Source organism: Paracidovorax avenae ATCC 19860, assembly GCF_000176855.2.
Classification (GTDB): domain Bacteria; phylum Pseudomonadota; class Gammaproteobacteria; order Burkholderiales; family Burkholderiaceae_C; genus Paracidovorax; species Paracidovorax avenae.
Window position 1 is genome coordinate 1,413,167 of sequence record NC_015138.1, and the last position, 12,696, is coordinate 1,425,862.

General features: G+C 70.3%; 13 protein-coding genes and 1 tRNA gene. 11 read left to right on the forward strand and 3 right to left on the reverse strand.

Annotated features, from left to right (window positions below):
• Positions 1-11 precede the first annotated feature (11 nt).
• Positions 12-1,178 carry a methyltransferase gene (locus tag ACAV_RS06215; protein WP_013593724.1) on the forward strand — a complete coding sequence of 389 codons (1,167 nt, stop codon included), beginning with the start codon at positions 12-14 and terminating at the stop codon, positions 1,176-1,178.
• Positions 1,179-1,207: 29 nt separating this feature from the next.
• On the opposite strand, the gene ACAV_RS06220 is transcribed toward ACAV_RS06215, so the two are convergent.
• Positions 1,208-1,747 carry a hypothetical protein gene (locus ACAV_RS06220; RefSeq protein ID WP_041828608.1) on the reverse strand — a complete coding sequence of 180 codons (540 nt, stop codon included), beginning with the start codon at positions 1,745-1,747 and terminating at the stop codon, positions 1,208-1,210.
• 105 nt (positions 1,748-1,852) lie between these two features.
• On the opposite strand from ACAV_RS06220, the gene ACAV_RS06225 reads away from it, so the two are divergent.
• Positions 1,853-2,824: a tRNA dihydrouridine synthase gene (locus tag ACAV_RS06225; RefSeq protein WP_013593726.1), complete on the forward strand. Its 972-nt coding sequence runs from the start codon at positions 1,853-1,855 to the stop codon at positions 2,822-2,824.
• Positions 2,825-2,859: 35 nt separating this feature from the next.
• On the opposite strand, the gene ACAV_RS06230 is transcribed toward ACAV_RS06225, so the two are convergent.
• Complete coding sequence (locus ACAV_RS06230; RefSeq protein ID WP_013593727.1) at positions 2,860-4,719, reverse strand: phospholipase D family protein; 1,860 nt, start codon at positions 4,717-4,719, stop codon at positions 2,860-2,862.
• 132 nt (positions 4,720-4,851) lie between these two features.
• Positions 4,852-5,154, reverse strand: a complete 303-nt coding sequence (locus ACAV_RS06235; protein WP_013593728.1) for a hypothetical protein — start codon at positions 5,152-5,154, stop codon at positions 4,852-4,854.
• Positions 5,155-5,204: 50 nt separating this feature from the next.
• On the opposite strand from ACAV_RS06235, the gene ACAV_RS06240 reads away from it, so the two are divergent.
• The 9 genes from ACAV_RS06240 to ACAV_RS06280 all read left to right on the forward strand — a co-directional run bounded on the left by ACAV_RS06240 (position 5,205) and on the right by ACAV_RS06280 (position 12,683).
• Positions 5,205-6,377, forward strand: a complete 1,173-nt coding sequence (locus tag ACAV_RS06240; RefSeq protein WP_013593729.1) for a pyridoxal phosphate-dependent aminotransferase — start codon at positions 5,205-5,207, stop codon at positions 6,375-6,377.
• Between the two features lie 127 nt (positions 6,378-6,504).
• Positions 6,505-6,771: a 30S ribosomal protein S15 gene (rpsO, locus tag ACAV_RS06245; protein ID WP_011794401.1), complete on the forward strand. Its 267-nt coding sequence runs from the start codon at positions 6,505-6,507 to the stop codon at positions 6,769-6,771.
• A 216-nt stretch (positions 6,772-6,987) separates the two neighbouring features.
• Positions 6,988-9,267, forward strand: a complete 2,280-nt coding sequence (gene pnp / locus ACAV_RS06250) for a polyribonucleotide nucleotidyltransferase (protein WP_013593730.1) — start codon at positions 6,988-6,990, stop codon at positions 9,265-9,267.
• Positions 9,268-9,360: 93 nt separating this feature from the next.
• Positions 9,361-10,365 (forward strand): NAD(P)H-quinone oxidoreductase, encoded by a 1,005-nt coding sequence (locus tag ACAV_RS06255; protein ID WP_013593731.1) that lies wholly within the window; start codon positions 9,361-9,363, stop codon positions 10,363-10,365.
• Positions 10,362-11,117 (forward strand): triose-phosphate isomerase, encoded by a 756-nt coding sequence (tpiA, locus tag ACAV_RS06260; protein ID WP_013593732.1) that lies wholly within the window; start codon positions 10,362-10,364, stop codon positions 11,115-11,117. The genes ACAV_RS06255 and tpiA overlap by 4 nt, the downstream gene beginning before the upstream one ends.
• 35 nt (positions 11,118-11,152) lie before the next feature.
• Entirely contained in the window at positions 11,153-11,542 is a 390-nt protein-coding gene (gene secG, locus ACAV_RS06265; RefSeq protein ID WP_013593733.1) for a preprotein translocase subunit SecG, read from the forward strand.
• A gap of 116 nt (positions 11,543-11,658) precedes the next feature.
• Positions 11,659-11,743: transfer RNA gene (locus ACAV_RS06270), tRNA-Leu, on the forward strand.
• A gap of 76 nt (positions 11,744-11,819) precedes the next feature.
• Entirely contained in the window at positions 11,820-12,179 is a 360-nt protein-coding gene (locus ACAV_RS06275) for an NADH-quinone oxidoreductase subunit A (protein WP_013593734.1), read from the forward strand.
• 24 nt (positions 12,180-12,203) lie between these two features.
• On the forward strand, positions 12,204-12,683 hold the full coding sequence (locus ACAV_RS06280; protein WP_011794407.1) for a NuoB/complex I 20 kDa subunit family protein: 480 nt from the start codon (positions 12,204-12,206) through the stop codon (positions 12,681-12,683).
• Positions 12,684-12,696 lie beyond the last annotated feature (13 nt).

Genomic DNA, 12,696 nt, shown 5'->3' on the forward strand with positions numbered 1-12,696 from the left:
CCTTGTCCGGCATGATCCACTGGAACCACGGCGGCCAGGACCGCAGCGCGCAATGGCACTCGGAGGCCGGCGTCGCCGCGCCGCGCCGCGTGGTGGTGGCCGACGACACGCTGCCCGCCGATGCGGCCTACCGCATGGCCTGCGAAGGCACGGGACTGCTGTGGCAGGGTGACTTCCAGAATGCCCGGCACCTGCTGCAGGCGCTGATGCGCCGGGCCGATAGCCGGGGCCGCCCACGCGGCGGCGCGAAAGGCCGCGGCAAGGCGGTTGCGGCGCCGGCGACTGCACCGGCGCAGGCCTTCCACCTGCATCGCCAGGCCCAGGCCCAGCGGGCTCGGGTGCTCGGCATGCTGCTCATTCCGGTGGAAGGCGACCATGGCATCGCGCTGCGGCGGGCACCCGACTGGCGGCCGGCGCTGGCCGAGGCATGGGGCGCTCCCGACGGTACGCCCCGCGTGGCCTCGCTGCGCGAGCTGCTGGGCCTCATGGGCGCGCACGAGTGGCGCAAGAGGGGCGTGGAGATTCCCGCCCTGGGGGCACCACCGGACAACCGCATCCATCCGCACTACGGCGTGTTCTCGCCCGTGCGCGGCGAGTACATCGATCTCGTGGCGCAGGTGCCGCTGCCCGCGGGCGCGGCTGCGCTGGCCTTCGATATCGGCACCGGCACCGGCGTGCTCGCGGCCGTGCTCGCGCGGCGCGGCGTGCGCCGTGTCGTCGCCACCGACCAGGACCCCCGGGCCCTGGCCTGTGCGCGCGAGAACCTGCAGCGCCTGCGCGTGCTGCCGGCCGTGGACATCCTCCAGGCCGACCTTTTCCCTCCGGGCCGTGCGCCCCTGGTGGTGTGCAATCCGCCGTGGGTGCCGGCGCGTGCCGCTGCTCCCGTCGAGCGCGCGGTCTATGACGAGGACAGCCGCATGCTGCGGGGCTTCCTCGGCGGCCTGGCCGGGCACCTGGAGCCGGACGGAGAGGGCTGGCTGATCCTTTCGGACCTGGCGGAGCACCTGGAGCTGCGCCCGCGCGCCGAGTTGCTCGGCTGGATCGAGGCCGCGGGCCTGCAGGTGCTGGGCCGGCACGACGTCCGGCCGCGCCACGGGAAGGCTGCAGACGCTTCCGATCCGCTGCATGCGGCCCGTGCAGCGGAGGTCACTTCGCTCTGGCGGCTCGGCGCCGCCTGACACCCGCAGGGGCCTTCCAGCGCGCCGTGTCAGGCCGGCATGGGCAGCAACTGCTCCATGCGCTGGCGCACGATGGCGGCCCGCTCCGGGCCGGCCAGCAGTTCGATCTCTTCCAGCAAGGCTTCGCTGACATCCATCATGCTGTCGCGGTCGCGCGCGCCGCGCAGTGCCTCGAGGAAGTTCTGTGCCAGCGCGGGGTTGCGGCGCGCGAACATGCGCTCGCAGATGTCGAACAGGTACATGCGCGCACCCGCGAGCGAGCGCAGCGCGTTGGAGGGCGCGGGCGGGGTTTCCGGTGGGGCCTGGGATGGCGCCTGGCGCGTCACGGCGGCGGTGGACGGTGCGGCGGCAGGCGCCGGAGCCGGAGCCGCGGCGCCGCCGGCCTGGACCAGGTAGCCGTCCGCCAGCAGGCGGGCCACGATGTCCTTGCCGGCGCCGTGGTAGAGCGCTTCCAGCTCGGCCGCGGGCCGGCCGTCGGCCAGCAGCAGCAGCGAGCGTTCGCGCAGGCTGAGGGTGCGCACGCCCGGGGAGAGTTCCAGGCGGGCCTTGTCGGTCTTCAAGAGCAGCATGGAGTGCGGAGGGGGCGGGACATTGGCGACAATGGAAGCCTGCATTCCACCGCACTCCGATGACGCCGCGATGACGCGGCCTCCGGTGCGGGCGCCCCTGCCCCGATGTCCCATCCTCCCCTGCTGCTGCTCGCCCCCATGGAGGGGCTTCTCGACTTCGTCCTGCGCGACGTGCTGACTCGCGTGGGCGGCGTGGACCGCTGCGTTTCCGAGTTCATCCGCGTGACCGGCACGCTGCTGCCGGACAAGGTGTTCCTGCGCTACATCCCCGAGTTGCGCAACGGCGGGCGCACGGCGGCGGGCGTGCCGGTGCGTGCCCAGCTGCTGGGATCGGACCCTTCCAGCATGGCCGAGAACGCGGCGCGGCTGGCCGCGCTGGGGCCCGAGGGCATCGACCTGAACTTCGGCTGTCCGGCCAATGTGGTGAACCGCCACGGCGGCGGCGCCGCGCTGCTGCGCGAGCCCGAGCGCATCGCCGCCGTGGTGGCCGCGGTGCGCCGCGCGGTGCCGGCAGGGATGCCGGTGTCGGCCAAGATGCGGCTGGGCTACGACGATACCTCGCTGGCCCGGGAATGCGCACAGGCCGCCGAGGCCGGTGGAGCCTGCGAACTGGTGGTGCATGCCCGCACCAAGGCCGACGGCTACCGCCCGCCGGCCTACTGGGAACTCGTCGCGCCGCTGCGCGCAGCCGTGCACATTCCGGTGATCGCGAACGGCGAGATCTGGACGGTGGCGGATGCGATGCGCTGCCGGGCGCTCTCGGGTGGCGATGCGCTGATGCTGGGCCGCGGCATCGTGGCGGACCCGGGCCTGGCCCTGGCCATCCGCGCGGCCGATGCGGGCCGTGCCGGAGCCCCGGCGCTGGCCTGGGAGGCGCTGCTGCCGCAACTGGGCGTGTTCTGGCGCACGGTCTGCGAGGACCTGGAGCCGCGCCAGCGCGCGGGGCGGCTCAAGCAATGGCTCAACCTGCTGCGCCGGCGCTTTCCCGAGGCGGAGGCCGCCTACCAGCACGTGCGCACGGTCACCGACCAGCGCACCATCACCGCCTGGGTGGAGGCGCAGACGGGCGGGGCTTGATGCCCTGCGCGCCCGAAGGGAGCCTGCCTAGCTGCCTAGAGCAGGTGGTCCGGCGCCAGGGGGCCCAGCAGCCGCAGCAGCATCCGCAGGCCCAGGCTGGCGTCGGGTTCGTGCGTGGCGTCCGGCAGCCCGCTGCCCTGGGGTGCCCGCCAGACGAGGCTGCCGTCCGGCAGCCGCTCGACGTGCCAGGCGTCCTCGCGCATGGCGGTCTCGATCTGCGCCGAAGCCATGCGCGACAGGCCGCGGCTCTGGATCAGCAGGGCGATCTCGGTGTTCTGCAACTGCGATCGCAGGTCCAGGTTCATGGAGCCCACGACGATGAGCCGCCCGTCCAGCACCAGCACCTTGGAGTGGAGCATCGCGCGGGATTTGCCGGTGGCACTGGCGCCGGAGTCGCCGAAGGCGGATTTCACGCCGGCCTGTTCGCTGCGCAGCTCGTAGAGCTCCAGGCCCATCGACAGCAGCTCTTCGCGGTGCCGTGCGTAGCCCACATGGGCGATCGGCGCGTCGTTGGAGGCGAGCGAGTTGGTAAGCACGCGGATGCGCACGCCCCGGGCGCGGGCATCGGCGAAGGCGCGTTTCATGTCGTCGCCCGGCACGAAGTAGGGCGAGATGACCAGCAGGTCCTGGCGCGCCTGGCCGAGCAGGTGGAGCAGTCCGTCCACCACGGTATCGCCCTCCGCGGCACGTCCGGCCGATGCCTGCAGCGGGCCGCCCGGAGGCGCGGAAGGGCCGGCTGCCTGGGAGGCAGGGGGCACCGGGCCACGGGGCCCCCGTACGTCCAGCGCGGTACCCGGCGGGGTGCTGCGGATGCTGGCCGTCTCCCCGTCCGCCGCGATCTTCGCCGGCCGGTCCGCGAGGAGGACCGCCGGCGCCCAGACGAATGGCGCTGCGCCCAGGTCCATCGGCCGCTCGTTCCAGACGCGAGCACGCTTGTCGTCGGAGGGCTCGCCTGGCGCGGGGCGCGGCTCCCCATCGGGCGGACGGGGGCCGTCGCCGGCCGGGGCAGGGGCTTCCTCGTCCCCGGGCGCCCGGTCGTCCGCAGCGGTGCCGGAGTCGCCTCCGGAGGTGTTGCGCTCCGGATAGCGGTCGAGCGTCTGCTGCCGCAGGCGCTGCAGTTCCTCGCGCGTGATGAGCGACTGCACCGGATAGGCGCGCGGGTTGTTCCAGTAGGCGTCGAAGCTGCGCGACATCTCCGCGACGATGGGGCCGGCGGCGAGCACGTCCAGATCGACGAAGTTGCCGGAATCGGCCTGCCCGAAGTAGGCGTCGCCCAGGTTGCGTCCTCCGGTCACGCCCATGGTGTTGTCGGCGATGAAGAGCTTGTTGTGCATGCGCTGCTGCACGCGCGAGAAGTCGGTGAGCGACCCCCACAGCCGGCCCACCATGGAGCCGCGCGGGCCGGCGACGGGGTTGAACATGCGCATCTCGATGTTCGGCTGGAACGCCAGGCCCATCACCAGCGCATTGCGCCCGGTGCTGTGGAAGTCGTCGAGCAGCACCCGCACGCGCACGCCCCGGCGCGCTGCCGCGACGACACCGCGCAGCAGTCGCTCGCTGCTGGCGTCCGCGTGGATGGCGTAGTACTGCAGGTCCAGCGTCTTGCGGGCGGCCTCCACCAGTGCCAGGCGGCTGCCGTAGGCGTCCTGTGGTCCGCTCAGCAGCAGGAAGCCCGAGGCATGGCGGGCACCGGCCGCCTGCCTGCGCTCGTCCACGGTGCGCGCGAGCGGTGTGTCCGCCGCCGCCATGGCGGGCAGGGCGCTCGATTCCGGGCGCTCCACGTTCTGCGGCAGGCCGCTGCAGGCGGCGGTGGCCAGGGCGAGGGCCAGGACGGCGCCCCAGCGCCCGAGGGCGGCGCGGGCGCGCGGAAGAAGGGCGGCGGAGCCGTCGGGCATGGGAATCCTGCGGTGCATGGAGTGCGGGGTGCCCGAGGTATAGCGCGGCGCCTGCCGCCGAGCTGTCGGACAACGCCCCGGCGGTGGCGTCGATCGCCAGGGCGCGCCCGAGGCGCCCGCAAGAGTCCGTGCTCAGCGGCGGGCGTAGCCGAGGCAGGCGCCCGCGTTGGGCAGCCCCCTGCATTCCCGGATCAGCCGGCGTTCCCGCTGGGCAGGCGTCTCCGCGGACGAGGAGGCCGGGCTGCTGCGCACGCGTGGCGCCTTCCCGCGCGCCCGGGAGCGGGCTTCGGTCTGGTGCGGGCCTGCGTTGGCCGCAGCAGTGGCTCCCAGGAGTGCGGGCGCGCTGCCGGTGGCTGCGGCCGCGGTGCCCGTGGCCAGGATGCCCACGAGCAGCACGACGGTGGCGCAGGCAACAGGGTTTGTTTTCGATTGCATGGGGGTTCCTCCGGCTCGACAATGTACCGTTTCGCCGACCTGACATTTCCATGCGCCACACCCTCGCCCACCTCGAAGAATCCAAGATCCGTGAAGTCGCCAACGCCGGCATGGGGCGGCCCGATGTGCTCGCGTTCTGGTTCGGCGAAAGCGACGAAGCCACCCCGGACGTGGTGAACGAGGCCGCCATCGCCTCGCTGCGCGCCGGTGAAACCTTCTACTCCCAGAACCTCGGCCTGCCCGCGCTGCGCGAAGCCATCGCCGTCTACATGGCGCGCCTGCACGGCCCGGCCATCGATGCCGGGCGCATCGCCGTCACGTCCGGCGGCGTCAGCGGACTCATGCTGGCGGTGCAGGCGCTGGTGGATCCGGGCGACGAGGTGGTCGCCGTCACCCCCGTCTGGCCCAACCTCGTGGCCCAGCCGCGCATCCTGGGTGCGCGCCTGCAGTGCCTGCCGCTGCGCCCGCGGGAGGACGGTGCCTGGGCGCTGGACATGGACGCCCTGAAGCGCGCGGTGACGCCGGCCACGCGGCTGCTGGTGGTGAACGCCCCGAACAATCCGACGGGCTGGACGCTGTCGGCGGCCGAGCAGCGCGAGATCCTGGAGCACTGCCGCGCCACGGGCACCTGGATCCTGGCCGACGAGGTCTATGAGCGCCTGTACTACGAACCGACGCCCCACGGCTGCGCGCCGAGCTTCCTCGACCTCGCCGCGCCGGAGGACCGCCTGGTGGTGGTGCACAGCTTCTCCAAGAGCTTCCTGATGACGGGCTGGCGGCTGGGCTGGCTCGTCCTGCCGCCGGCACTGGCGGCCCACATGGGCAAGCTGATCGAGTTCAATACCTCGTGCGTGAGCGTCTTCACGCAGCGCGGCGGCATCGCGGCGCTGCAGCACGAGGCGGAGATCGTGCCGCGCGTCACCGCCCACATGCGCCTGTGCCGCGACACCCTGCTGCCGCTGCTGCAGGCGGTGCCCGGCGTGCATGCCCATGCGGCCAGCGGTGGCATGTACGCCTTCTTCCGCATGGACGGCCATGGCGACGCGATGGCCACCGCCAAGCGCCTCGTGGCGGAAGCCGGCCTGGGCCTGGCGCCCGGCAATGCTTTCGGTCCGGAAGGGGAGGGCTGGCTGCGCTGGTGCTTCGCCTCGCGCGACCCCGCGCGGCTGGTGGAAGGGGTGGCGCGCCTGCGGAAATGGCTCGAAAAGGCCGGCGCGGTATAATCCCATGGTTTTGCATGGTGCAAGACGCACGCCGCCGGCCGTTCCAGCCCGCGGCGCAAGTCAAAACCTGGGGCCGCAGCCTCGCCACGCGCGAGGCCCGCCGGCTCCGACACTCAAGGAAAAACCAATGATCGCATCCTCCGTCAAGGCCGAAGTCATCAAGGACAACGCCCGCGCCGCCAACGATACCGGCAGCCCCGAAGTGCAGGTGGCCCTGCTCACGGCCCGCATCAACGAGCTGACCCCCCACTTCAAGCAGCACGCCAAGGACCACCACGGCCGCCGCGGCCTGCTGCGCATGGTGAGCCGCCGCCGCAAGCTGCTGGACTACCTCAAGGCCAAGGACGCCGACCGCTACACGGCCCTGATCGCCAAGCTGGGCCTGCGCAAGTAAGCGCATCCGCACGCAGGAACGCCTGGGTTAGCACGCTGACTCAGGCGTTTTCTACTTCGGAGCCGCAATAGCAGAGCGAAGCTGTGTCATTCCAATGGCCTTGGGGGCTGCCGGCCCGGCCCCAGGTCCACTGGAATGGCATCGTGTTCTGAGTTGCCCTCCGGCCCCCGCCGGCCTCTCCGGGCCGGCATCCACACCGAAGCATAGGAAACACGCATGACCATCTTCAACAAAGTCACCAAGTCCTTCCAGTGGGGCGACAAGACCGTCGTCATGGAAACGGGCGAGATCGCCCGCCAGGCCAACGGCGCCGTGCTGGTCGAGATCGACGGCACCGTCATCCTCGCCACCGTGGCGGCTTCCAAGTCGGCCAAGCCAGGCCAGGACTTCTTCCCCCTGACGGTGGACTACATCGAGAAGACGTACGCCGCCGGCAAGATCCCCGGCAGCTTCTTCAAGCGCGAAGCCAAGCCCAGCGAGCACGAGACGCTGACCAGCCGCCTGATCGACCGCCCGATCCGCCCGCTGTTCCCCGAAGGCTTCCTGAACGAAGTGCACGTGGTCGTCCACACCGTGTCGCTCAACCCCGAGGTCGATGCCGATATCGCCGCCATGATCGGCGTGAGTGCTGCGCTGGCCATCTCCGGCATCCCGTTCGCCGGCCCCATCGGCGCCGCGCGCGTGGGCTACATCAACGGCGAATACGTGCTGAACCCGGGCCAGACCGCCCGCAAGAATTCGCAGATGGACCTCGTCGTCGCCGGCACCGAAGCTGCCGTGCTGATGGTCGAATCCGAAGCCCAGCAACTCAGCGAAGACATCATGCTGGGCGGCGTGGTGTTCGGCCACGAGCAGGCCAACATCGCCATCAACGCCATCCATGAACTGGTGCGCGAAGCCGGCAAGCCCGTGTGGGACTGGCAGGCGCCCGCCGAAGACGAGGCCTTCGTCGCCAAGGTCAAGGACCTGGCCGAAGAGAAGCTGCGCGCCGTCTACCAGATCCGCAGCAAGCAGGCCCGCACCCAGGCCCTGCGCGAAGCCAACGCCAGCGTGATGGAAGCGCTCAAGGCCAGCGGCGAGCCCTTCGACGCCGGCAAGGTGGGCGACCTGCTGTTCGCCATCGAATCGAAGATCGTGCGCAGCCAGATCCTGGCCGGCGAGCCCCGCATCGACGGCCGCGACACGCGCACCGTGCGCCCCATCGAGATCCGCAGCTCCGTGCTGCCCCGCACGCACGGCTCGGCCCTCTTCACGCGCGGCGAGACGCAGGCCCTGGTGGTCTCCACGCTGGGCACCGAGCGCGACGCGCAGCGCATCGACGCACTGGCCGGCGAGTTCGAAGACCGCTTCATGTTCCACTACAACATGCCTCCCTTCGCCACCGGCGAAGTGGGCCGCATGGGCTCCACGAAGCGCCGCGAGATCGGCCACGGCCGCCTGGCCAAGCGCGCGCTGGTCGCCGTGCTGCCGACGAAGGAAGAGTTCCCCTACACGATCCGCGTGGTGTCCGAGATCACCGAGTCCAACGGCTCGTCCTCGATGGCTTCCGTCTGCGGCGGCTGCCTGTCGATGATGGACGCCGGCGTGCCGATGAAGGCCCACGTGGCCGGCATCGCCATGGGCCTGATCAAGGAAGACAACCGCTTCGCCGTGCTGACCGACATCCTGGGCGACGAGGACCACCTCGGTGACATGGACTTCAAGGTGGCCGGCACGACGGCCGGCATCACCGCCCTGCAGATGGACATCAAGATCCAGGGCATCACCAAGGAAATCATGCAGGTCGCCCTGGCCCAGGCCAAGGAAGCCCGCCTGCACATCCTCGGCAAGATGCAGGAAGCGATGGGCGAGGCCAAGACCGAGGTCTCCAGCTTCGCGCCCAAGCTCTACACGATGAAGATCAACCCCGAGAAGATCCGCGACGTGATCGGCAAGGGCGGCGCCGTGATCCGCGCATTGACGGAAGAAACCGGCTGCCAGATCAACATCGAGGAAGACGGCACGATCACCATCGCCGCGACCGATGCCGAGAAGGCCGACGTCGCCAAGAAGCGCATCGAGCAGATCACGGCCGAGGTCGAGATCGGCAAGATCTACGAAGGCCCCGTGGTCAAGATCCTGGACTTCGGCGCGCTGATCAACCTGCTGCCCGGCAAGGACGGCCTGCTGCACATCAGCCAGATCGCCCACGAGCGCGTGGAGAAGGTCACCGACTACCTGACCGAAGGCCAGGTCGTGAAGGTCAAGGTGCTCGAGACCGACGAGAAGGGCCGCGTGAAGCTGTCCATGCGCGCGCTGCTGGACCGCCCCATGGGTGACAGCGGCCGTCCGGCGCCCGCCGAGCGCGGCGACCGTGGGGATCGCGGCGACCGTGGCGACCGCACGGAACGTGGCGAGCGCCGCGAGCGCCGCGAACCTGCCGGTGCCGACCAGCAGCAACAACAGCAGCAGCAATCCACCGGTACGGGCGAGCACTCCGGCCAGATGGATGCCTGAGCGCCAGCGCCGCCTCCGGCGGCGGTGACCACCGGTCCGGCCCTGGTGCCGGCCTGGCCTTCTTTTGACACCTGACATCCCTGGGGATCCAGTATGGCGACCACCATGCGTGCCGTGGAAATCGCGGGCTCCGGCGGCCCGGAAGTACTGCGCCTCGCCGAGCGGCCCGTGCCGCGGCCGGGCGCCGGCGAGCTGCTGATCCGCGTCGCGGCCAGCGGCATCAACCGGCCCGACGTGCTCCAGCGCAAGGGGCACTATGCGCCCCCGCCGGGAGCTTCCGACCTGCCCGGGCTCGAAGTGGCGGGCACCATCGCGGAAGGCGACGGGCCGGCGATGGCCGCTGCCGGCCTGAAGGCTGGCGACCGCGTGTGCGCGCTGGTCGCGGGCGGCGGCTATGCCGAGTGGTGCGTCGCACCCGTCGCGCAATGCCTGCCGGTGCCCGAAGGCTGGAGCGACGTGGAGGCGGCCTCGCTGCCCGAGACCTTCTTCACGGTGTGGAGCAACGTGTTCGACCGCGGCCGCCTCGCGGCCGGCGAAACCCTGCTGGTGCAGGGCGGCAGCAGCGGTATCGGCGTGACGGCCATCCAGCTCGGCCGCGCCTTCGGCGCCACGGTGATCGTGACGGCGGGCTCGGACGAGAAGTGCCGCACCTGCCTGGAGCTCGGTGCCCACCACGCCATCAACTACAAGACGCAGGACTTCGTGGCCGAGGCCCGGCGCATCACCGATGGCCGCGGCGTGGACGTGGTGCTCGACATGGTGGCAGGCGACTACGTGGCGCGCGAGGTCGAGTGCCTGGCCGAGGATGGCCGCCTGGTCATCATCGCCGTGCAGGGCGGGGTGAAGTCCTCATTCGATGCAGGGCTCGTGCTGCGCCGCCGCCTCACGGTGACGGGTTCGACGCTGCGGCCCCGCTCCGTCGCGTTCAAGGGCGCCATCGCGGCCGCCCTGCGCGAGCGGGTGTGGCCGCTGCTGGCGGCGCGCACCGTCCGGCCCGTGGTGCACAGCACCTTCCCGGCGGCCGAGGCGTCCCGGGCCCATGCGCTCATGGAGTCGAGCCAGCATGCCGGCAAGATCGTTTTGACGTGGACAGCATGACAAAGAAGAAACTCATCGCGGGCAACTGGAAGATGAATGGCGCCCTGGGCGCCAATGCCGCGTTGCTGCAGGCGCTGCGTGGCGGCCTCGAGGCGGGCGCGTTCCAGAACGTGGATGTGGCCGTGGCAGTGCCGGCGGCCTACCTCGCACAGGTGCAGGGCCTGGCCGAAGGCTCGGCCATCGCGCTGGCGGCGCAGGATGTGTCGCGGCACGAAGTGGGTGCCTACACGGGTGAAATCTCCGCGGCGATGCTGCAGGAATTCGGCGTGCGCTACGTGCTGGTCGGGCATTCCGAGCGCCGCCAGTACCACGGCGAGACCGACGAGCAGGTGGCCGAGAAGGCGCAGCGCGCGCTGGCCGCCGGCATCACGCCGGTCGTGTGCGTGGGCGAGACGCTGGCCGAGCGCGAGGCCGCGCAGACCGAGGCCGTGGTCAAGCGCCAGCTGGCCGCGGTCATCCACCTGAACGGCCATTGCATCAGCGAGACCGTGGTGGCGTACGAGCCCGTCTGGGCCATCGGCACCGGCCGCACCGCCACGCCCGAGCAGGCGCAGCAGGTGCATGCCGTGCTGCGCGCGCAGCTGGCAGCGGCCAGCGAGCACGCGGACCGCATCCGCCTGCTCTACGGCGGCAGCATGAACGCCGCGAATGCGGCCACGCTGCTGGCCCAGCCCGACATCGACGGGGGCCTCGTGGGCGGCGCATCGCTCAAGGCCCAGGACTTTTTGCAGATCATCGCAGCGGCAGCCTGAGCGGCGCCGCGCGAACCAACCGGAGTAGAGAAGAAATGAATGTGCTCGTGAATGTGATCCTGGCCGTGCAGATGCTGGCCGCGCTGGCAATGATCGGCCTCGTGCTCATCCAGCACGGCAAGGGTGCCGACATGGGTGCCGCGTTCGGCAGCGGCAGCTCGGGCAGCCTGTTCGGCGCCAGCGGCAGCGCGAACTTCCTGTCGCGCTCGACGGCGGTGCTGGCCGGCGTGTTCTTTGCGGCCACGCTCGCGCTGGCCTATTTCGGCAACGTCCGCCCCGCCGGGGTCGGCAGTGTGCTCGAGACCCCGGCAGCCGCTCCTGCCGCCGTGCAGTCCGTGTCGCCTTCGTCCACGCCGGCCGCTCCGGCGTCCGCCGTGCCGCCCGCGGCACCGGCCTCTGGCGCAGCGCAGATCCCGACAAAATAATTGTCGGAAAAGTAACCGATTCATAGAGAGTCGGGTTTTTCCGGAGTAGAATTCCGGATTGTCTGGAAAGCCAAATAGCCCTTCGGGTTCCTCATGCCATCCAGATGCAGACATCAGCCGTCGTGGTGAAATTGGTAGACACGCTATCTTGAGGGGGTAGTGGCGAAAGCTGTGCGAGTTCGAGTCTCGCCGACGGCACCAACACACAAGCAAGCCCGCCCGGCCATTCCTCATCGCAGGAATGGGGGTGCGGCCCCAGCGGTGAGTACCCCTCCAGATGAACCTCGATCAATACCTCCCCGTTCTTCTGTTCATCCTGGTCGGCATCGGAGTGGGGGTGGTGCCCCTGGTCCTGGGCTACGTGCTGGGTCCCAACCGGCCCGACGCGGCCAAGAATTCCCCCTACGAGTGTGGCTTCGAGGCTTTCGAAGATGCGCGCATGAAGTTCGACGTGCGCTACTACCTCGTCGCCATCCTCTTCATTCTTTTCGATCTGGAAATCGCATTCCTCTTCCCGTGGGCGGTCACGCTGCACGAGGTCGGGGTGACCGGTTTCGTCGCCGTCATCGTCTTCCTGGCCATCCTGGTCGTGGGCTTCGCCTACGAGTGGAAAAAGGGTGCCCTGGATTGGGAATGACGGGGCTTCACAAGGAACGACACGATGATTGAAGGCGTGATGAAGGAAGGCTTCATCACCACGAGCTATGACTCCGTGGTGAACTGGGCCAAGACCGGATCGCTGTGGCCCATGACCTTCGGTCTGGCCTGCTGCGCCGTCGAGATGATGCATGCCGCCGCGGCGCGCTACGACATCGGCCGCTTCGGCGCCGAGGTGTTCCGCGCGAGCCCCCGGCAGTCCGATCTGATGATCGTGGCCGGCACGCTCTGCAACAAGATGGCCCCGGCCCTGCGCAAGGTGTACGACCAGATGTCGGAGCCGCGCTGGGTGATCTCCATGGGTTCCTGCGCCAACGGTGGCGGCTACTACCACTACAGCTACTCGGTGGTGCGCGGCTGCGACCGCATCGTGCCGGTGGACGTGTACGTGCCGGGCTGCCCCCCGACCGCCGAGGCGCTCATCTACGGGATCATCCAGCTCCAGCAGAAGATCCGCCGCACCCATACCATCGCCCGCGTCTGAAGGGTTCTCCAGC

Coding starts and splice junctions, on each gene's coding strand:
- ACAV_RS06215 (WP_013593724.1), top strand. CDS start 12: ATGATCCACTGGAACCACGGCGGCCAGGACCGCAGCGCGCAATGGCAC.
- ACAV_RS06220 (WP_041828608.1), bottom strand. CDS start 1,747: ATGCTGCTCTTGAAGACCGACAAGGCCCGCCTGGAACTCTCCCCGGGC.
- ACAV_RS06225 (WP_013593726.1), top strand. CDS start 1,853: ATGTCCCATCCTCCCCTGCTGCTGCTCGCCCCCATGGAGGGGCTTCTC.
- ACAV_RS06230 (WP_013593727.1), bottom strand. CDS start 4,719: ATGCCCGACGGCTCCGCCGCCCTTCTTCCGCGCGCCCGCGCCGCCCTC.
- ACAV_RS06235 (WP_013593728.1), bottom strand. CDS start 5,154: ATGCAATCGAAAACAAACCCTGTTGCCTGCGCCACCGTCGTGCTGCTC.
- ACAV_RS06240 (WP_013593729.1), top strand. CDS start 5,205: ATGCGCCACACCCTCGCCCACCTCGAAGAATCCAAGATCCGTGAAGTC.
- rpsO (WP_011794401.1), top strand. CDS start 6,505: ATGATCGCATCCTCCGTCAAGGCCGAAGTCATCAAGGACAACGCCCGC.
- pnp (WP_013593730.1), top strand. CDS start 6,988: ATGACCATCTTCAACAAAGTCACCAAGTCCTTCCAGTGGGGCGACAAG.
- ACAV_RS06255 (WP_013593731.1), top strand. CDS start 9,361: ATGGCGACCACCATGCGTGCCGTGGAAATCGCGGGCTCCGGCGGCCCG.
- tpiA (WP_013593732.1), top strand. CDS start 10,362: ATGACAAAGAAGAAACTCATCGCGGGCAACTGGAAGATGAATGGCGCC.
- secG (WP_013593733.1), top strand. CDS start 11,153: ATGAATGTGCTCGTGAATGTGATCCTGGCCGTGCAGATGCTGGCCGCG.
- ACAV_RS06275 (WP_013593734.1), top strand. CDS start 11,820: ATGAACCTCGATCAATACCTCCCCGTTCTTCTGTTCATCCTGGTCGGC.
- ACAV_RS06280 (WP_011794407.1), top strand. CDS start 12,204: ATGATTGAAGGCGTGATGAAGGAAGGCTTCATCACCACGAGCTATGAC.